Source organism: Pseudomonas fluorescens, assembly GCF_001648775.1.
Taxonomy (GTDB): Bacteria; Pseudomonadota; Gammaproteobacteria; order Pseudomonadales; family Pseudomonadaceae; genus Aquipseudomonas; species Aquipseudomonas fluorescens_M.
On record NZ_LVEJ01000033.1, the window covers coordinates 62089 to 81450 of the forward strand.

17 protein-coding genes are annotated in these 19362 nt (G+C 61.7%); 8 read left to right on the forward strand and 9 right to left on the reverse strand.

All coding sequences use genetic code 11. The features are described from left to right. Positions 1–39 precede the first annotated feature (39 nt). Entirely contained in the window at positions 40–729 is a 690-nt protein-coding gene (locus A8O26_RS26775; protein ID WP_008085895.1) for a GntR family transcriptional regulator, read from the reverse strand. A gap of 140 nt (positions 730–869) precedes the next feature. Between A8O26_RS26775 and A8O26_RS26780 the strand changes: the two genes are divergently transcribed. The 7 genes from A8O26_RS26780 to A8O26_RS26810 all read left to right on the forward strand — a co-directional run bounded on the left by A8O26_RS26780 (position 870) and on the right by A8O26_RS26810 (position 8500). After that, positions 870–1955, forward strand: a complete 1086-nt coding sequence (locus tag A8O26_RS26780) for an ABC transporter ATP-binding protein (RefSeq protein WP_064120641.1) — start codon at positions 870–872, stop codon at positions 1953–1955. 1 nt (position 1956) lies between these two features. After that, positions 1957–2874 (forward strand): ABC transporter permease, encoded by a 918-nt coding sequence (locus A8O26_RS26785; protein ID WP_064120642.1) that lies wholly within the window; start codon positions 1957–1959, stop codon positions 2872–2874. Then, positions 2871–3659, forward strand: a complete 789-nt coding sequence (locus A8O26_RS26790; protein WP_064120643.1) for an ABC transporter permease — start codon at positions 2871–2873, stop codon at positions 3657–3659. Before A8O26_RS26785 ends, A8O26_RS26790 begins: the two co-directional genes overlap by 4 nt. A 15-nt stretch (positions 3660–3674) precedes the next feature. Beyond that, positions 3675–4727 carry an extracellular solute-binding protein gene (locus A8O26_RS26795; RefSeq protein WP_064120644.1) on the forward strand — a complete coding sequence of 351 codons (1053 nt, stop codon included), beginning with the start codon at positions 3675–3677 and terminating at the stop codon, positions 4725–4727. Between the two features lie 418 nt (positions 4728–5145). Next, positions 5146–6342 (forward strand): amidohydrolase family protein, encoded by a 1197-nt coding sequence (locus A8O26_RS26800; RefSeq protein WP_064120645.1) that lies wholly within the window; start codon positions 5146–5148, stop codon positions 6340–6342. Then, on the forward strand, positions 6339–7826 hold the full coding sequence (locus A8O26_RS26805) for an amidohydrolase family protein (protein WP_064120646.1): 1488 nt from the start codon (positions 6339–6341) through the stop codon (positions 7824–7826). Before A8O26_RS26800 ends, A8O26_RS26805 begins: the two co-directional genes overlap by 4 nt. Before the next feature lie 11 nt (positions 7827–7837). Then, positions 7838–8500: a flavin reductase family protein gene (locus A8O26_RS26810; RefSeq protein WP_064120647.1), complete on the forward strand. Its 663-nt coding sequence runs from the start codon at positions 7838–7840 to the stop codon at positions 8498–8500. A gap of 131 nt (positions 8501–8631) precedes the next feature. Here A8O26_RS26810 and A8O26_RS26815 read toward each other — a convergent pair whose 3' ends face one another. The 8 genes from A8O26_RS26815 to A8O26_RS26850 all read right to left on the reverse strand — a co-directional run bounded on the left by A8O26_RS26815 (position 8632) and on the right by A8O26_RS26850 (position 17351). Then, complete coding sequence (locus A8O26_RS26815) at positions 8632–9291, reverse strand: DUF799 domain-containing protein (RefSeq protein ID WP_064120648.1); 660 nt, start codon at positions 9289–9291, stop codon at positions 8632–8634. Next, entirely contained in the window at positions 9288–9659 is a 372-nt protein-coding gene (locus A8O26_RS26820; protein WP_064120649.1) for a DUF4810 domain-containing protein, read from the reverse strand. Before A8O26_RS26820 ends, A8O26_RS26815 begins: the two co-directional genes overlap by 4 nt. Before the next feature lie 28 nt (positions 9660–9687). Beyond that, positions 9688–10374, reverse strand: coding sequence for a CsgG/HfaB family protein (locus A8O26_RS26825; RefSeq protein ID WP_161986630.1), 687 nt, complete (start codon positions 10372–10374; stop codon positions 9688–9690). A gap of 289 nt (positions 10375–10663) precedes the next feature. Next, complete coding sequence (locus A8O26_RS26830) at positions 10664–13762, reverse strand: error-prone DNA polymerase (RefSeq protein ID WP_216637716.1); 3099 nt, start codon at positions 13760–13762, stop codon at positions 10664–10666. Then, positions 13738–15153, reverse strand: coding sequence for a Y-family DNA polymerase (locus A8O26_RS26835; protein WP_064120651.1), 1416 nt, complete (start codon positions 15151–15153; stop codon positions 13738–13740). The genes A8O26_RS26830 and A8O26_RS26835 overlap by 25 nt, the downstream gene beginning before the upstream one ends. Before the next feature lie 7 nt (positions 15154–15160). Next, positions 15161–15778: a translesion DNA synthesis-associated protein ImuA gene (imuA, locus tag A8O26_RS26840; protein WP_064120652.1), complete on the reverse strand. Its 618-nt coding sequence runs from the start codon at positions 15776–15778 to the stop codon at positions 15161–15163. Next, positions 15778–16395, reverse strand: coding sequence for a transcriptional repressor LexA (gene lexA, locus A8O26_RS26845; RefSeq protein WP_064120653.1), 618 nt, complete (start codon positions 16393–16395; stop codon positions 15778–15780). The genes imuA and lexA overlap by 1 nt, the downstream gene beginning before the upstream one ends. A gap of 38 nt (positions 16396–16433) precedes the next feature. Continuing rightward, positions 16434–17351 (reverse strand): LysR family transcriptional regulator, encoded by a 918-nt coding sequence (locus tag A8O26_RS26850; protein ID WP_064120654.1) that lies wholly within the window; start codon positions 17349–17351, stop codon positions 16434–16436. A 103-nt stretch (positions 17352–17454) separates the two neighbouring features. On the opposite strand from A8O26_RS26850, the gene A8O26_RS26855 reads away from it, so the two are divergent. Continuing rightward, on the forward strand, positions 17455–19197 hold the full coding sequence (locus tag A8O26_RS26855) for an amidohydrolase (protein ID WP_064120655.1): 1743 nt from the start codon (positions 17455–17457) through the stop codon (positions 19195–19197). Positions 19198–19362: the final 165 nt, after the last annotated feature.

Here is a 19362-nt window from a genome sequence, read left to right on the forward strand (position 1 = left end):
TTCATAAGAGGTATAGCCGATTTCATCCGCGCCCGGGGACTAGACCCCGATCAGGTGCTTGAGCGGATGGTAGCCAGTTTTCATCTTCGCGGCGACGTCGAGAATGGCCTTTTCGATGCCATTCAAATGCATGCAGGTCAGTTCGATCGCGGCGCTCTGATTGCCGGCCTCGATGTACTCGATCAGGCGCAGGTGTTCGTCATCGCGGCAGACCTCGTGACTGTCGTCATCCAGCGCGGCGGCATACAGCGACGCGCGGGAAATCAGCTTCTGGAACCAGTCGAGCAACACCGGATTATTCAGGCTGCGTGCCAGTTTGATGTGGAACTCGCCGAGCAGATGAATCAGCCGTTCGTGGTCACCGGCAGCGTGGGCTTCATCCTCCAGCAACAGGTGTTCGCGCAGGTCCTGCATCGCCGCGCTGTCCTTGCGCCGGCACAGTTCGGTGACGATGCCGATCTCGATCAGGCGCCGGGTTTCGAACAGCGAACGGATCTCTTCATTGCTCGGCAACGACACCGATGCACCTTTATTGGGCTCGGTGGTGACCAGGCCATCGGCCTCCAATTGCTTCAATGCGGCGCGCACCGACGTGCGGCTGACATTAAATAACTCAGCCAGCGAAGCCTCGCCCAACTTCATTCCCGGGCGCAACGAACGCTTGCTGATCGCCTCGTAAACCCCTTGGTAGACGCGGTCGACCGTGGTTTCCAGTTTCTTCTCGGTCATTCGAACACTCCTTTAGCGTCGGGCAACCATCCCCTGGCGATGCGCGGCCATGGAAAAAGGGGGTTGCACCCGCAGATTAATCCGGGTATTTCTAAATTGCATTCAGATATTGCATACAATAAATAGAGGATTGCACCATTATGGGTCAACCAATAGCAATTGAAGTGCGCAACGTCTCAAAACGGTACTCCGATGATCCAGGCCTCGCGCCGGCCCTCGACAATGTTTCGGTGAACATCGCCGACAACGAATTCTTCACCCTGCTCGGCCCCTCTGGCTGCGGCAAAACCACCTTGCTACGGACCATCGCCGGCTTCGAACACGTCAGTGAAGGCGAGATTCGTCTGGCCGGCGAACCGGTCAACGATTTGCCGCCGTTCAAGCGTCGGGTCAACACGGTGTTCCAGAGTTATGCGCTGTTTCCGCACATGAGTGTCGCGCAGAATATCGCCTTCGGGCTCGAGATGCAGGGTCTTGAGCGCAAGTTGATCCCCGATCGCGTCAACGAGATGCTCGCGCTGGTGCAAATGGAGCATCTGGCCGGACGCAAACCCGCTGAATTGTCCGGTGGCCAGCAGCAGCGCGTGGCTCTGGCCCGGGCCTTGGCGCCGAAACCGAAAGTGCTGCTGCTCGACGAGCCGCTGTCAGCGCTCGACCTCAAGCTGCGCAAGGAAATGCAGGTCGAACTCAAGCGCGTACAGAAAGAAGCCGGGATCACTTTCATTTTCGTCACCCATGATCAGGAAGAAGCACTGACCCTGTCCGACCGCATCGCCGTGATGTCTGCCGGCAAAATCCTGCAGATCGGCACCCCGACCGATATCTACGAACACCCCAAACACCGTTTCGTCGCGCAGTTTATCGGCGACATCAACTTCCTCCCCGGCCAGCTCAAACACGGCGAGCACAACGAAAAACTCTTCGTGCCCAACGGCATGCCGATCGAAATCCCGTGTCAGCAGCAGACCTTCGCCGGCAGCAGCGTACAACTGGCGTTCCGCCCGGAGCGCTCGCAACTGGTCGACGTCAGCCAGCCGCATCACCTGCGCGGGGTCATTGAAGCGGTGCTCTACGTCGGCACCGCGACGCTGTACCAGTGCCGCTTGAACAACGACATCAAGGTCATGCTGCGCGAAAACAACGAAGGCCTGAACCCAGGCCGCGCGGTCGGCGAGCGTGTCGCCGTGCATCTGCCACCGCACGCCTGCCTGTTGATGGAGGCCTGAGATGAGCGTCAGCAGCACTTCCCCTGCCCTCAACCGCGCGCTGTTGCTCAGCCCGGTGGTGTTGACCCTGCTCGCCCTGATTGCCATTCCGCTGGGCATCATGGGCTACATCAGTTTGCTGCCGCGCAACACTTACGGCGGCGTCGACTGGCAAGCGCAATGGCAACTGCAAAGTTACGTGCAGCTGTTTTTCCAGGAAGGTTTCGACGGTGAACTGGAGCTGAACTGGGTCTACGCCCAGGCGCTGTTGCGCTCGGTGCTGCAGGCCGGCGGCACCACCGTGTTGTGCTTTCTATTTGGTTTTCCGGTGGCGTTATGGATGTCGAGCTTGACCCCGCGCCGACGCAACCTGATGGTCTTGCTGATCACCATTCCGTTCTGGACCAACCTGCTGATCCGCAACTACGCGTGGCTGATCATCCTCCGCGAACACGGTTGGGTCGCGCAAAGCCTCAACGCGCTGTTGCCGAGTGCCGGCGGCATCACCCTGCTCTACAACGACTTCGCGGTGAGCGTCGGTCTGGTCTATAGCTTCCTGCCGTTCATGATTTTGCCGATCTATTCGACGCTGGAGAAACTCGACTGGCGTCTGGTCGAAGCCGCTTACGACCTCGGCGCCAATCGCTGGCACGCCTTGCGCAGAATCATTCTGCCGCTGTCGATGCCGGGCGTGATTGCCGGCGCGTTGCTGGTGTTTGTGCCGAGCCTCGGCGCCTTCATCACCCCGGCGATTCTCGGCGGCGGCAAGACTTTGATGATCGGCAACCTGATCCAGCAACAGTTCGGCACCGCGCGTAACTGGCCGCTGGGCAGTTCGCTGTCGTTCCTGTTGCTGGCGATTCTGCTGGTGTCGCTGGTGCTTTACGCGCTGTACAGCCGCCGCGCGGCGAAGACCATTAATCGGGGGGCGAAAGCATGATTTCCCTGCACCTGAAAAAACTCCCGGCAACCCGCGAAATCAGCCTGCTGATCCTCGCTTATCTGTACCTGCCGATCTTCGTGTTGATCGCCTATAGCTTCAACGCCAACCGCTCGGCGACGGTTTGGACCGAGTTTTCCTTTGCCTGGTACGGGCGGATTCTGGCCAACCCGTCGATCCAGACGGCGGCGCTGAATTCGATCATCGTCGCCACCATTGCCACGGTCTGCGCCACGGCGATTGCCCTGCTCGCGGCACTGGCCACGTACCGGCCGTTCTACGGGCAGAAAATGGTCGAGGGCGGGATCAACTTGCCGCTGATCCTGCCGGAGATCGTCACCGCTGTGGCCACCCTGCTGCTGTTCATGGCGTTGGGCATCAAGCTCGGCTTGTTGACGGTGATCGTCGCGCACATCGGTTTCTGCATTCCCTTCGCTTACTTGCCGATTCGCGCACGGCTCAATGATCTGGACAAGAGCCTGTTGGAGGCGGCGAACGATCTTTACGCCAATCCTTGGCAGGTGTTCCGCCGCGTGACCTTGCCGCTGTTGTGGCCGGCGGTGTTGTCCGGTGCGGTGCTGGCGTTCGTGGTCAGCCTCGACGATTTCATCATGACCTTTTTCGTCGCCGGGCCCGGTTCGACGACGCTACCGGTGTACATCTTCTCGGCGATCAAGGCCGGCGTGACGCCGGAAATCAACGCGATCTCGACGCTGATGCTGGTGATTTCGATTGTCCTGGTGGTGCTGGCCTTCTGGCTGGGCCAACGCGGTAAACAACCTTAAATCTGGAGCGCTCTCATGAAAGTCAAAAGCATGCGGTTGGCAATGTCCGGTCTGGCCCTGAGTTGTTTCGCCGCGTTCGGCGCCCACGCTGCCGAGCCGAAAGAGCTGTTTTTCTACAACTGGACCGATTACTACCCGGTCGATTTGTTGGCCAAGTTCGAAAAGGAAACCGGCATCAAGGTGACCATGGACGGCTACGACAGCAACGAAACTTTGCTCGCCAAATTGCAGGCCGGCGGCGCCGCGTATGACGTGATCGTGCCGTCGCAGTCGATCATGCAGACGCTGATCAAGCAGGACCTGCTGATGGAAATCGACACGCCGAGCCTGAGCAATTTCCAGTACGTCAAAGGGCCGTTCCGCGACCCGAGTTTCGACCCGGGACGCAAGTTCTCGGCGCCGTATCTGTGGGGCACCACCGGGTTCTCCTATGACAGCGCGCGGGTGCCGGGCGGCAAACTGGATGACTCGTGGAAAGAGTTCTTCGAACCGCGCAAAGAGCTGCAAGGGCAGCTCGCTGCGCTGGATACGTCGAGCAGCGTGATCAACGCCGCCAGCCATTATCTGAACGTCGACGAGTGCAGCGAAAACCCGCAGGACGCCAAGCGCATTCTGGAGTTGCTGCAAAAGCAGAAGCCGTTTTTGAAGATGTACAGCTCTGACAACACCGTCGACCGCATGGCCTCGGGCGAAGTGATCATGATGCAAAACTGGAACGGTTCTACAGCGCGGGCCACGTTGCAGAAGAGCACGATCAAGTACGTCTATCCGCGTGAAGGTCTGGCGATGTTTCAGGACAACTTCGCCGTACCGAAGAGCGCGCCGCATCCGGGTAACGCGAAAATCTTTATCGACTGGATGATGAAGCCAGAGAACGCCGCGGCGGTGTCCAACGCGATTGCGTATGCCAACGGGATTCAGAGTGATCAATTGCTCGATCCTAAGTGGAAGGTGATGGACGCGATCAACATGCCTGACGAATACGCCTCACGTTTGCGGCCTGAGAAGGAATGCAGCAACAAGGCGCGGGAGCTGCAGGACCGCATTTGGTCGAAGCTCAAGGGTTGAGCTGAGTCCGCTGCCCTCACCCTAGCCCTCTCCCAGAGGTAGAGGGGACTGACCGAGGTGTCTTGCGACTTACGCCGACCTGATGAACCGAGTCGATTATGGATTTACAGCTGAGCTTGCAAACCGGTCAGTTTTGGATTCACAGCTGAGCTTTCAGGTCGGTGTATCTCTCCAATATCCCCCATTCCGTCCCCTCTCCCTCCGGGAGAGGGGACTGACCGAGGTGTCTTGCGACTTACGCCGACCTGATGAACCGAGTCGATTATGGATTTACAGCTGAGCTTGCAAACCGGTCAGTTTTGGATTCACAGCCGGACTTCCAGGTCGGCGTATCTCTCCAATATCCCCCATTCAGTCCCCTCTCCCTCCGGGAGAGGGCTAGGGTGAGGGAAAAAATTCAAAGAACACAGAGGTTGATATGACCCAGCCACACTGGCTCCGCAACGTACGCCCCTACGGCGCCCCCGCCGAAGACCTGCTGATCGAAAACGGCCTGTTCACCCAACGCCGCCCCGCTACCAACGCGCCGTTGGCCGCCAGCGATATCGATGGCCAACACCAGTTGCTTACCGCAGCCTTGGTCGAAAGCCACGTCCACCTCGACAAAACCCTCTATGGCCAACCCTGGCGCCCGAACAGCGCCGGGCCGACGCTCAAGGATTACATCAGCAACGAACGCCGTATCCTCCGTGAAGTCACCGCCCCCATCGCCGAACGCGCCGGCGCTCTGCTGGAAAACTGCATCGCGCGAGGCTCGCTGACGATGCGCTGTCACGTCGACATCGATCCGGAATTCGGCCTGCGCCACGTCGAGGCCATGCAGCAACTGCGCGAGCGCTACAAAGACCTGATCGATCTGCAACTGGTGGTGTTCCCGCAAACCGGGCTGATCAGCCGCCCCGGCACTGCCGAGCTGATGCGCGAGGCGATGGCGCTGGGCGTGGAGAACGTCGGCGGGCTCGACCCGTGCGGCATCGACAACGACCCGATTGCGCAGCTGGATTTCGTCTTCAAACTGGCGGCTGAATTTGGCCGTGGCGTGGACATTCACCTGCACGACAAAGGTGAGCTGGGCCTGTGGCAGATCGCGCTGATCGCCGATTACACCGAGCGTTTCGGCTTGCAAAACCGGGTCATGATCAGCCACGCCTATTGCCTCGGCATGCTGCCGTGGAGTCAGGTCAAACCGGTCGCTGAGCGTTTGGCGGCGTTAGGGATTTCGCTAATGAGTTCGGCACCAGCCGACACCGCTGTTCCACCGTTTATGGCCCTGCGCGAAACCGGCGTGAATGTCTGCCTGGGTTCCGATGGCATCCGCGATGCGTGGTCGCCGATGGGCAATGGCGACATGCTCGAACGGGCGATGTTGCTGGCGTTTCGTTTTGATCTGGGCAAGGACGATGAACTGGCGGCGGCGTTCGAGGCGGCCACGGTGAATGGCGCTCGGGCGCTGGGTATCGAGAATTACGGATTCGCGCTCGGTCAGCGTGCCGACTTCTTGCTGATGCCGGTCGAAACCCTTGGCGAAGCCGTGGTTGCGCGGCCATTGCGGCAGGTCTATCGCGCCGGTGTTTTGATCGCCGAAGGTGGCCGCTTGCTGAGCAGCCGTCTGTGAAACGCATCGGTCTGCGCGCCAGTTGCGTGGTCGGTTTCGACGGCACGCGGCATGTGCTGTGGCGCGACGGCGAAGTGGTGTTTGCCGGCTCGCGCATCGAATTTGTCGGGCGCGGTTATGCGGGACCGGTGGATCAGTGGATCGACTACGGCAACGCGTTGATCGGTCCCGGCTTCATTGATCTGGATGCACTGGGCGATCTCGACTCCACCGTGTTGACCCTGGATAACGGCGACGAACGCAGCATGGGCCGCATGTGGTCGTCCGAGTATCTGACCGCCGGCCCGCGTGAGACTTACAGCCCGGAAGAAGAGGTCTTCAAATACCGCTACGCCTTCACTCAGTTGATCCGCAACGGCATCACCACGGCGATGCCGATCACCTCGATGTACTACCGCGAGTGGGCGGAAACCTACGACGAGTTTGCCGCTGTCGCCGGTGTGGCGGGCGAACTCGGTTTAAGGACGTACCTCGGCCCCTGCTACATGAGCGGCATGAGCTACTGGCGCGCCGACGGCAGCCTCGGCCATCACTGGGACGAGGCTCGCGGGCTGGCCGGACTTGATGCCGCTGAACGCTTCTTCAAGGATTTCGACGGCGCCCATGGCGGCCTGATTCGCGGCGCACTGCTGCCCGATCGCATCCAGACCTGCACCCCCGCGCTGCTGCAACGCACCTCGGCGCTGAGCCGCGAACTGAATGCGCCGATGCGCCTGCATTGCTGTCAGGCGCTCAGCGAAGTGGCGATGGTCGAGCAATTGCGCGGCACCTCGCCGCTGGGCTGGTTGCAGCAACTGGACTTGCTCACGCCGCGCAGCCTGCTGCCACACGGTATCTACAGCGCTGGCGATGATGATTTGCAACGACTGATCGATGGCGGCGCGAGTCTGGTGCATTGCCCGTTGGTGTTCGCCCGTGATGGCGAGGCATTGAATTCGTTCGGCCGCTATCGGGCCAAGGGCATCAACTTTGCCCTCGGTACCGATACGTGGCCGGCAGACGTGCTGGAAAACATGCGCCACGGTTTAAACATCGCGCGGCTGATGGAGGGTGGCTCGGCGCTGACCAGCAGCCTCGATCTGTACAACGCCGCGACCCTCGGCGGCGCGCGGGCGCTGGGCCGTGATGACCTCGGTCGTCTGGCACCCGGCGCCAAAGCCGACATCACCGTGTTCAGCCTGCGCGGCCTGCACCTGGGGCCGCTGTTCGATCCTTTGAAAAACCTGCTGCTGGCCGGGCGCGGCGACGACTGCATCGCCAGCTACATCGACGGTCGTTGCGTGATGCACGACGGTCAGGTCAGCGGCGTTGACTACCCCGCCCTGCAACGCCAAGCGCAACGCCAATTCGAAAAACTCATGCGCAGCCACAGCGACCGGGCCTTCGCTCGACCGGACTGGAAAACCCTGTTTCAGCCGGCCATTCCGTTCGCCGATGACTACAGCGCCGACGCGCCGTTGAGCGCGATTGATCCACTTTTTTAGAGACTTCTGCCATGCACAGCTTTGATTTCAGCCAGCTCAGCCCACGGGAAAAATACAAGATCCTCATCGGCAGCGTCGTGCCCCGGCCGATTGCGCTGGTCACCACCATTGATGGCGAGGGCCGGGTGAATGCTGCGCCGTTCAGTTTCTTCAATGCATTGTCGGCCGATCCGCCGATTCTGGCGTTGGGTGTGGAGAATTATGGCGATCAGAGCCCTAAGGACACCACGCGCAATATCCAGCTCAATCAGGAATTCACCGTGAACATCGTCAGTGATGCGCTGGTGGAAGCGATGAACGTTTGCGCCGTGCCGTTCGCGCCGGGCTTCGATGAGTTGACCGCAGCAGGGCTGACGGCGATTGCCGGCACCACGGTGAAATGCCCGCGCATCGGTGAGGCGCCGGTGGCGCTGGAGTGTCGGCGGATGATGGCGCTGAACATCGGTCAGTCGCGGGAGATTATCTTTGGCGAGGTGTTGATGGCGCATGTGCGCGATGAGTTGATCGACCCAAAGACGCTGTACATCGATCAATTGGGCCTGGATGCGATCGGGCGCATGGGTGGCCATGGTTACGCGCGCACCCGCGATTACTTCGACTTGCCGACCCGCTCGTTGCAAGCGTGGACGGAGGCGCCGGGCGGTGGTGAGCGGTGCTGGCCAACCCCGAAATAACCCAGCAGAGAAACGCATCACCCCTGTGGGAGCGAGCCTGCTCGCGAAAGCGGTATATCAGACAAATAATCTTTGAATGACAGACCGCCTTCGCGAGCAGGCTCGCTCCCACAGGGACTTGTGTCGTTTTCTTAGTCCGTGCCGTACTTCGGCGAGCGCGGGCCGTACAGCAGGCCTGCCGGGTGCCCGGCCGAGAGCAGACGATTGCTCGCCACACCGGCAATCGGGTAGCCGGCGTCGGTCGAGCTGTTGATGATCTGCTTCACCGCCGCGGTGATCAGCATGCCGATCAACCCACCGGCGTTGCCGTTGTTGCCTTCCTCGCTCGATGCCCGCGCCGCACCGGTCCACAGCGTCGTACCGCTTTTCAGGTCAACCAGTTTCGCCGTCGCAGTGACCGCAGTTTCGCTGCTGATCACCATGTAACGCGTGCCGTACTCGCTCACGGTGATGTACAGCGCCGCGTCCGCACCGAAGATGTCCTTCAGTTTGCTCGGCGGTGCCTGATGAATATCGTCCGGGGTGGTCAGGCCGTTCTGGCGGAACGTCTCGTCCACCAGCGCGATCGGCAGCACGTAGTAACCGGCCTCGGCCAGCGGGAACGTCACCTGCGACAACAGGCTGTACGACGCCTTCACATCCGGCGAGGTGTTCAACGGCGGCAGTACCAGAATGGTCTTCGGCCGCGCTTGTTTGTACGCCGAATAATCCACGGTCTTGGGCGCGACGCAGCCACCCAGCACGGTCAGGGCCAGACCGGCGGCGAACAGCTTCAAGGTACGCGCAATCATTTCGCGCCTCCGGTCTTGGCGTTTTTAAGCAGAAAGTCCATGTACGTGCCGGACTCGGGGAACAGGGTTTTCTCGGTGTTGAACTGCTGCACCATCTGATCGTCCTTGCCCATGCTCAGATAGAGCAGGCCAAGGTGCGCGTGGTAGCCCGGCGGCACAGCCTTGCCGGTGGAACGGATTTTCTGCAGGTCACGTTCCAGCGCTTCAGCCTGAGCTTCTTTTGGCTCTTCGCCTTTGAAGTATTCGTACACCTGCGGTTCGTAGCCTTCCCACTGATACAGGGTTTGCGGACCGGAGGCACAACCGGCCAGCAAGGCGCTGGCGGCCAGCGTCAGCGCCATTAGCGCGCGCGACAAAGTCAGATTCATGGATGTTGCTCCTTGCAATGGGCGTCGATCAGTTGCCCGGTTTCCAGGCACCGGCGTTCATGCCATCGACCAGACGATTGATCGCCTCGCGCATGGCCAGATCCAGTACTTTGCCGTTGAGGGTCGAGTCGTAGGCAGCGGTGCCGCCAAAGCCGATGATTTCGCGGTTGGACAAGGCGTATTCGCCGGCGCCCTGGGTCGAATAGACCACTTCGGAGGTGCTGATGTTGACGATGTTCAGGTTGACCTTGGCGTAGGCCACCTGGGTCTTGCCACGGCCGAGAATGCCGAACAACTGGTGATCGCCAGTCTCTTTGCGGCCGAACTCGGTGACGTCACCAGTGACCACATAATCAGCACCTTTCAGACGCTGGGCCTGGCCCTTGATCGCGGCTTCCTGCTGAATTTCGCCCATGTTGTCGCGATCCAGCACGCTGAAGCGGTTGGTTTGCTGCAAGTGGGTGATGAGGATGGTCTTGGCCTGGCCGCCGAGACGGTCGACGCCATCGGAGAAGATCCCGCGCATGTAGCTCGAACGGTTGTCGAACTTGCCCACGGCCATGGGTACACGAACGCCGGTCCAGACTTGAGTGGCGCTTTCCACCTTGGCCACCGGCAGTGCGCGGGAGCTTTCGGTGGCGCAACCGGCGAGCGTGCCGGCAATCGTGCCGAGCACGGCAATCGCCACGCCGGAAACCAGCATCCGGGAGATCATTCTCACTGAGTATTCCTTTTGAAAAACGGGGATGTCCCACCACGGCAATGCGCGGCGGGAGTTGAAAAGGGGCGGCATTATGACAAAGTGCCATCATTCGCGACAGACTTTTTTGACGCCAATGAATTGGCTGCCTTGGCTTTACGCAAACCCACTGTGGGAGCGAGCTTGCTCGCGAAAGCGTTTCGTCATTCAACGAATATTTGGCTCAAGCACCGCCTTCGCGAGCAAGCTCGCTCCCACAGGGTTTTGTGTCTGACTTGGTTTTGTGTTTGGCTTGGGAAAGGGATCAGTGGAAATCGCGGCTCTGTACGCGGATGCCATTGAGCAACGGGCTGAGGTCGCTCAGACGCCCGGCGATCAGGTGGCGCACTTCGCCTTCGCGCTCCCAGCGGCCATCGACCTTGAGCAATTGCGAGCCGACCAGCACCTGCCGCTGACGCTCGGCCAGATCGCGCCAGACCACCACGTTGACGTTGCCGAACTCGTCTTCCAGGGTCACAAAGGTCACACCGCTGGCAGTGCCCGGTCGTTGCCGTCCGGTGACCAACCCGGCAACGCTCACCGGCCGGCCGTGCTCGACGTCGAGCAATTCCTGCGAGCTGCGACAGCGCCGCGCCTTCAGCTCACCGCGCAACAACGCCAGCGGATGCGGGCCCAACGTGGTGCCAATCGTGGTGTAGTCCGCGTGCAGATCCTCCCCGACACTCGGTTTGGGCAGCACCACGTCCGGCTCTTCCTGACTGGGCAACCCGGCAAACAGCCCCAGTTGTTTCTGCACCCCGGCGACCTCCCAGCGCGCCCGATGCCGATGCCCGGCCAAACCGCGCAATGCTCCAGAATCAGCCAGCAACGCCTGTGCCCGACTGTCGAGCGCGGCGCGTTCGCCCAGATCGGCAACATCGGCAAACGCCCCGCGCGCCCGCGCCGCCTCGATGCGCCGGGCATCGTCCTCGCGAAAGCCCTTGATCATGCGCAGGCCCATGCGAATCGCCGGTTGCGCCGCCGTGGTGGTTTCCAGGCTGCAATCCCAGTCACTGGCGCGCACGTCGACCGGGCGGATCTGCAACTGATGTCGACGTGCGTCCTGGAGAATCTGGTCCGGGCTGTAGAAACCCATTGGCCAGCTGTTGATCAGCGCACAGGCGAACGCCGCCGGTTCGTGGCACTTGAGCCAGCAACTGGCGTAGGTCAGCAAGGCGAAACTGGCGGCGTGGGATTCGGGAAAACCGTAGCTGCCGAAACCTTTGATCTGCTCGAAAATCTGCGCGGCGAACTCCGGCGTGTAGCCGTTTTTCTTCATGCCGGCGGCGAGGCGTTCCTTGTGCGGCTCCAGCCCGCCATGGCGTTTCCACGCGGCCATCGAGCGGCGCAATTGGTCGGCCTCGCCGGGGCTGTAGTCGGCGGCGACAATGGCGATCTGCATCACCTGTTCCTGAAACAGCGGCACGCCGAGGGTACGTTTGAGCACCACTTCCAGCTCCGGCGACGGATAGGTTTCTTTTTCTTCTTTATTCCGCCGGCGCAGGTACGGATGGACCATCCCGCCCTGAATCGGCCCCGGCCGGACAATCGCCACCTCAATCACCAGGTCATAGAACTTCGCCGGTTTCAGGCGTGGCAGCATCGACATCTGAGCACGGGACTCGATCTGGAACACGCCGATGGTGTCGGCGCGACTGATCATGTCGTAGGTCGGTTTGTCTTCAGCCGGAATCGTCGCAAGACTCAGATCGAGATTGCGATGACGGCGCAGCAAATCGAAGCAACGGCGAATTGCGCTGAGCATGCCGAGGGCGAGGATATCCACCTTGAGCAGGCCGACCGCGTCGAGGTCGTCCTTGTCCCACTGGATGATCGTGCGCTCGGCCATGGCGGCGTTCTCGACCGGCACCAGCGTGTCCAGCGGCTGCTCGGAAATCACGAAGCCACCGGGGTGTTGCGACAGGTGCCGGGGGAAACCGATCAGTTGCCCGGTCAGACTCAGCACCCGCCGCAACACCGGACTTTCCGGGTCGAAGCCGCCCTCGAGCAGACGCTCGACCGGCGGCGTTTCATCGCTCCAGTGGCCGCAGCAATCAGCCAATGCGTTGATCTGATCCGGCGGCAGGCCCAAGGCCTTGGCCACGTCGCGCACCGCACCGGCAGCGTGGTAGGTGCTGACCACCGCGGTCAGCGCCGCCCGACCACGACCGTAACGACGAAACACGTATTGCAGGACTTCTTCGCGGCGTTCGTGTTCGAAGTCGACATCGATGTCCGGCGGCTCGTTGCGCTCCTTGGACATGAAGCGTTCGAACAGCAGCGTGGTGCGATCCGGGTCGATTTCGGTGATGCCCAAGGCAAAACACACCGCCGAGTTGGCCGCCGAACCACGGCCCTGACACAGAATCTGCTGGTCACGGGCGAAGCGCACCACGTCATGCACGGTGAGGAAGTAGCTTTCGTAGCCGAGTTCGGCGATCAGTTGCAGTTCATCGTCGATCTGCTTGAGCACTTTCGCTTGCGGGCCTTTGGGCCAACGCCAGGCGATGCCTTCTTCGGTCAGATGACGCAACCAGGAACTAGCGCTGTGCCCCTCCGGCACCAGTTCTTTGGGGTATTGATAACGCAACTCGCCCAGATCAAACGTACAGCGTCGGGCCAGACTCACCGACTCATCCAGCAAGGCCTGCGGATACAACTCGCGCAACACCTCGACGCTGCGCAAATGCCGCTCGCCATTGGGGTGCAAACGCAGCCCGGCTTCGGCCACCGGCACGTGATGGCGGATCGCGGTCATGGTGTCCTGCAAGGCGCGCCGGCCACGGGCATGCATGTGCACATCACCGCTGGCCACCGCCGGAATCTGCAACTCGGCGGCCAGCCCCAACAACGCCGCCAGCCGCTGCTGATCGTCCTGGCCGCGATGCAACTGCACCGCCAGCCACAGGCGTTCGCCGAAGGTCTGCCGCAGCCAACGGCCCTCTTCCACCTGATCAAGCGAGTCCGGCACCCACAACACCAGCAATCCCGGCAGCGCTTCGTCGAAGTCCTCGCGCAGCACCTGATACTGACCTTTTTGCGTGCGCCGCCGCGCGCGGGTGATCAAGCCGCACAGCGCCTGATAGCCCGCCAGATTCTCCACCAGCAACAGCAGCTTCGGGCCGTTTTCGACACGGATTTCGCTGCCGATGATCAGCGGCAGCTCAACCGATTTCGCTGCCTGCCAGGCGCGGACGATCCCGGCCAGCGTGCATTCATCGGTGATCGCCAATGCCTGATAGCCGTGCTTTTTCGCGCGCTGGAACAGCTCCAGCGCACTGGACGCACCGCGCTGGAAACTGAAGTTCGACAAGCAGTGCAGTTCGGCATAGCCATCGTTCATGCAAACCAGCCCTGCAGCCACAACGGACCGCCCTCACCCACCGCGCGATAAGCCCAGCCTTGTTGGCCGGCGCGGTTCTGGATCAGGTAATAATCGCGGCGCACATCGTCACCGTCCCACCAGCCCGATTCGATGCGCTCCGGGCCCATGAGAATCCGCGCCGAACCTTCCACCACGCTTTGCGGCTCGCCGAGCAGCCAGCCCGGACGCTGCACGCTCGGCAACCCGCTGCAGCGTTGTTTATCCACGCCGTGCTGCCACGCGCACTCCGGACGATGATCAGCCTGAAAGCGCAGCCCTTGCACGGCGTCATCGCCCAAGCGTGCACGCAAGCGTTCGCGCAATTGCTCCCACGGCAAGGTCTGTTGCGGACGGTCATCGAACAATTCCTGAAACTGCGGGACGAAACTCGGCAGATCCTCAGCACGCAGACGAAAGCCGCGCACGGGCGCCTCGACCTGCACTTGCTCCAGGCGTCCACGCGCCAGTTCGAAGAGCATCGCCGGATCACGTTCGGCGCTGAGCAGGCCGACCTTGATCACACTGTCCGGCAACCCGGCGTGTTCCAGATGCAGGTCGAAACGCTGTACGCCGCTGTCACGCCCGCAGAGGAACGCCGACAGATCGCCGGTCAAACGCCGTAACGGGAACAATAGTGCCTGATGCGATTGCACGTCGAAATTCAGCTCGATGCGTACATCAAAACGATCCGGCGGCAAGTAAAACTCAAGCGCCAACGGCCGCGCACCGAACAGGGTGTCGAGGTGTTTGAGCATCTGCGCCTCGAAACGCCGGGCCAGCGCCTGACGCGGCAGGCTCTGCACCTGACTGAGGTTACGCAGGCCCATGCGCGACAACGCTGTGGCCACTGCCGGTTCCAGACCGACGCGGTCGACGGGCAACTGGCCGAGGTGATGCTGCAAGGCCTCGCCGTCCGGCACCACCAAGCCGTCATAGGCGTTGGCCAGCACCCGCGCCGCCACCGGATTCGGTGCGGCAACGATGCGATGGCGAAAACCCAGCTCGGTCAGTTCCTTGCGCAGGCGTGCTTCGAACTGCGCCCAGGAACCAAACAGCCCAAGGCTGGACTCGATCTCGAACACTACGGCGCGCGGGTAATGCACGCTGACTTGCGCGCTGAAACGGTAGGCCCACGCGGCAAGAAACTGCTGCCAGTGTTCGACCTCGGCAGCCTCGTAATCAGCGGTGGCGAAACCTTTGCTCATCGCCTGCGCAGCGGTCATCGACTGGCCGGGACGCAAACCGAGTTTGCGCGCCGCCGGGTTGACCGCTTGCAGCACACGGCGCTGGGCCGGGCCGTTGAGCAGCACCAATGGCTCATCGGGATCGGGACGCTGACGCAGCACGGCGTCGAGGGCCAATTGCGGAAACAGAATACACACCCAGCGCATGGCGACCTCAGTGCCCCACGGCAAAGGCAATCGGCGCCGCACGCGCGAGCCCGCCACGGCACTTGAGCACACGCAACTGCGCAGGTTTGGCGTCGATGGCAATGCGCAGCGCCGCCGGTGATGGGTTGACCGCTTCGCTCAACGGCCGCCAGGCGAATGCCAGGGTCTGGCCGGTTTCCGCCGCCACCTGCAAGCGGCGCAACGCGCGGTCATCGGCCTTGTGCGGCCAGCACAGCACCGCGCCGCAACTGCCGGAGCGTAAACACTGTTCGGCCGCCCACAAGGCATCGCGCTCGCTGGCGTGGATCACCGACAACTGGCGCAGATCGACCCCGGCGTTTTCCCACGCCTGCGGGTACGGCACGAAGGGTGGCGCCACCAGCACAATGCGCTCGCCCGCGGCTGACAACCGCGCCAGCGTCGGCCAGACCAGTTGCAACTCGCCAACACCGGGGCCAGCCAAGAGGATTTCGCTCAACGCCGCTTCCGGCCAGCCACCGCTGGGCAATGCCGCGTCCAGCGCGGCGTGCCCGGTCGGTTGCGGACTGGCGGCGGGTGGCGCAGGCCGGCCCTTCCAGACCTGGCCGCCATTGAACAGCGTATCCAACGCAACGACGGCGCCCATCAGCCTTGCCTCACCAGACCACAGAACACGCCTTCGATGGCCAGGTCCTGATCGTCGCGCACGACAATCGGCCGATACGCCGGGTTGCGCGGCAACAGCCGCACTTCATCGCCGAGCCGTTCGAAGCGTTTGATGGTGACTTCACCGTCGAGCCGCGCCACGACGATCTGGCCGTTGAGCGCCTCGGGATTGCGCCGCACGCCGACCAGATCGCCGTCGAGAATGCCGTCTTCGATCATCGAATCGCCCTGCACCCGCAGCATGTAATCGGGCGTGCGCGAGAACAGCGCCGGGTCGAGCAGCAAGCGGCTATGGATGTCGGCATCGGCGCCAATCGGCGCACCGGCAGCGACACGGCCGAGCACAGGGATATCGAGCAGTTCCGGGCGTGGCGGTTGCCCGAGCAGGCGAATGCCGCGGGCCTGATGCGGGTTGACCTCGATAAACCCGGCTTCGGTGAGCGCGAGCACGTGCTTGCGCGCCACGCTGCGCGAGGCAAAACCAAAAGCCTCGCTGATTTCAGCGAGGCTTGGGGGCTGACCGTGTTCGGCGATGCGATCGCGGATAAACGTCAGGATGGCGGTACGGCGGGGAGTCAGATTGGTCATGGAGTACATTTGTACTCCTGTAGGATTTTCCTGACAAGCGCCGCCAGTCAGCTCAAGCCGCGTTCGGCGAGAAATGCTGCGATGTAATCGATGAACGCAACGACCTTGGCCGTGGCCCGGCGATGACTCGGGTAGACCGCGAGAATGTGCGGGCCGAAGGTGTCCGGATCAATCTCGTAATCGGCCATGACCCGCACCAGTCGCCCGTCGGCGATGTACGGCGCGGCGCTCCATAGCGGCGTGTGCAGCAAACCGCGCCCGGCCAGAGCACTGGCCAGCAGCAAGTCGTAATTGTCACTGCGCAACAGCGGATTCGCCGGTTGCGCCAGGCTCAAACGCTGGCCGTCACGCTCGGCCCACCAGAATTCGCGGCTGAGCAACGGGTGCTGATAAAGCAGCCACTCATGCTGTTCAAGGGTTTGCGGATTGACCGGCAAGCCCTTGCGCGCGAGGTACTCGGGGCTGCCGCACAAGGCCAGGCGATTGCTGCCGACCACCCGCGCAATCAGGCCCGGCAAATCATCGTGGCCCTCACGCAACGCCAGGTCGTAGCCACTTTCCAGCAGATTGACGAAGGCATCGCACAGGTCCACTTGCAAACTGATCTGCGGGTATTGCTGCAAAAAGCCGTCACACACCTGATCGAGAAACGCCCGCCCATACGCCAGCGGCGCGGTGATTTTCAGGCTGCCGCGCAAGCCGTGCTGCAACTGCTCGATTTCCTCGCTGGCCTCGTCCAGCCGCTGCAACACCAGCCGCGCGGTTTCCAGGTACACCCGGCCGATTTCGGTGAGCAGAATCCGCCGCGTGCTGCGCTCGAACAGCCGTGCGCCGAGCTCCGATTCCAGGTGATTGACCGCTTTGGTCAGCGCCGACGGGGTCTTGCCCAACTGCTCGGCGGCGCGGCTGAAACTGCCCAGCTGCGCGGTGACCACGAACATTTTCAATGCACCCAACTTGTCCATGCTTTTTCCATTCAGGCAAAAACGTTTTTCGTGAGGGAGGCGTTCTGTCAGCCGCTGCCAGCCACTAATCTCGCCATCAGACGCAATAACAAGGAAATCTTCAATGAAAAGATTCATCCCGAAGCTGTTGGTACTCGCCGTAAGTTTTGCCTCGATGGAAGCCATGGCCGCCACCGATCTGGTGCTGCTCAACGGCAAGATTTTCACCGCCGACCGCGCGCAACCGAAGGTGCAGGCGCTGGCCGTAGAGAACGGCAAAGTGCTGAAAGTCGGCACCGACGCGCAGATCAAGGCCTTGATCGAACCCGGTACTCAAGTGATCGACCTCAAGGGCAAAGCGCTGATGCCCGGCCTGATCGACAGCCATTCCCACGCGATTTTCGGTGGACTGGAAATGGTCTCGGCGAACATGGAAGACGAAGTCGTCGCCCTCGACGAGCTGCAAAAACGCTTGCGCGACTGGCGCGAAGACGGCAAGGCCAAACACGGCGATGTGCTGAGCATCGCCGGCATGAGTTCGGCTTACTGGGCGCAAGCCGAAGCCTTGGGCAAAACCTTCAACAGCGGCGAATGGGCCAGCGTGCCAGTGGTGTTTATCGGCAGCGACCACCACACCGCGTGGGCCAACAATGTGATGCTCAAGCGCGCAGGGATTGATTCGGCCCTGCTGAAAACCCTGCCCGACGCGGAAAAAGACACCATCGGCAAACTCGCCAGCGGTGAGCCGAACGGTTTTGTGGTCGATGCCGGTTGGGACCGGGTCGCCTCGAAAATGCCGGTGCCAAGCCCCGCCGACATGTTGAAGGCCGCAAAATCCGCGGTGCGCTACAACAACAGCCTCGGCATCACCGCGTGGATGGACCCGGCGGCCAATGCTGCGCCGGGCGAAGCGGTGTTCGCCCTCAAGCCCACCGAGAAAACTGTCGGCGTGTTGCCGGCCTATAAAGCGCTGTCGGAAAGCGGCGACATGAGCGTGCACGTCACCGCGCTGCTGGTGGCCAACCCAAAAAGTGTTCCCGCCGACCTCGACACGCTGGACAAGGTCCGCCAGCAATTTCAGGGCATTCCCAACCTGACCCTGCCCGGCATCAAGATTTTCGCCGACGGCGTAATCGAATTCCCGGCGCAAAGCGCGGCGATGATCGACCCCTACAGCAACTCGCACAAACAGGGTGAACTGCTGATCGACCCGCAGCATTTCGGCGAACTGGTCAGCGCCATCGACCAGCGCGGCTGGCTGGTGCATATCCACGCGATCGGCGACCGCGCCGTGCGTGAGTCGCTGAACGGCATCGCCCAGGCACGCAAGGATCGCCAGAGCGGCGTGACCCACTCGATCACTCACTTGCAAATGGTCAACCCGAAAGAGTTTGCCCGTTTCAAACCGCTCAACGTCATCGCCTCGATGCAATTGCTGTGGGCCAGCGCCGACGACTACACCACCGACATGATCAAGCCCTACGTCAGCGCCCTCGCCTTTCGCTATCAGTACCCGGCGCATTCGCTGCTGAAACAGGGCGCGACGATTGCCGGCGCGAGTGACTGGCCGGTGTCGACGCCGAATCCGTTCAACGCCATGGCGCAGGCGATCACCCGCGTCGGGCCGTTGGGCGTGCTCAATGCCGATGAACGTCTGGATCGCGACACCATGTTTTATGCCTACACCGTTAATGCGGCGCGCACGATTGGCCTGGAAAAACAGATCGGCTCGCTGACGCCGGGTAAGCAGGCGGACTTTATCGTCCTCGATCGTGACGTGTTCAGCGTCGACAACAAGGCCCTGCATGACACCCAGGTCCTGCAAACCTGGTTCGGCGGCCGTCAGGTCTACACCGCCACAAAATAGCAACAACCATCCCACCCTGTGGGAGCGAGCTTGCTCGCGAAGAGGCCAGTCCATTCAACATCTTCACTGACTGACCCACCGCCTTCGCGAGCAAGCTCGCTCCCACAGGGTCTGTGAGGGTGGCTGAAATTGCATTCCCTCCACAGTTTTCGTACTGCCCAAAAA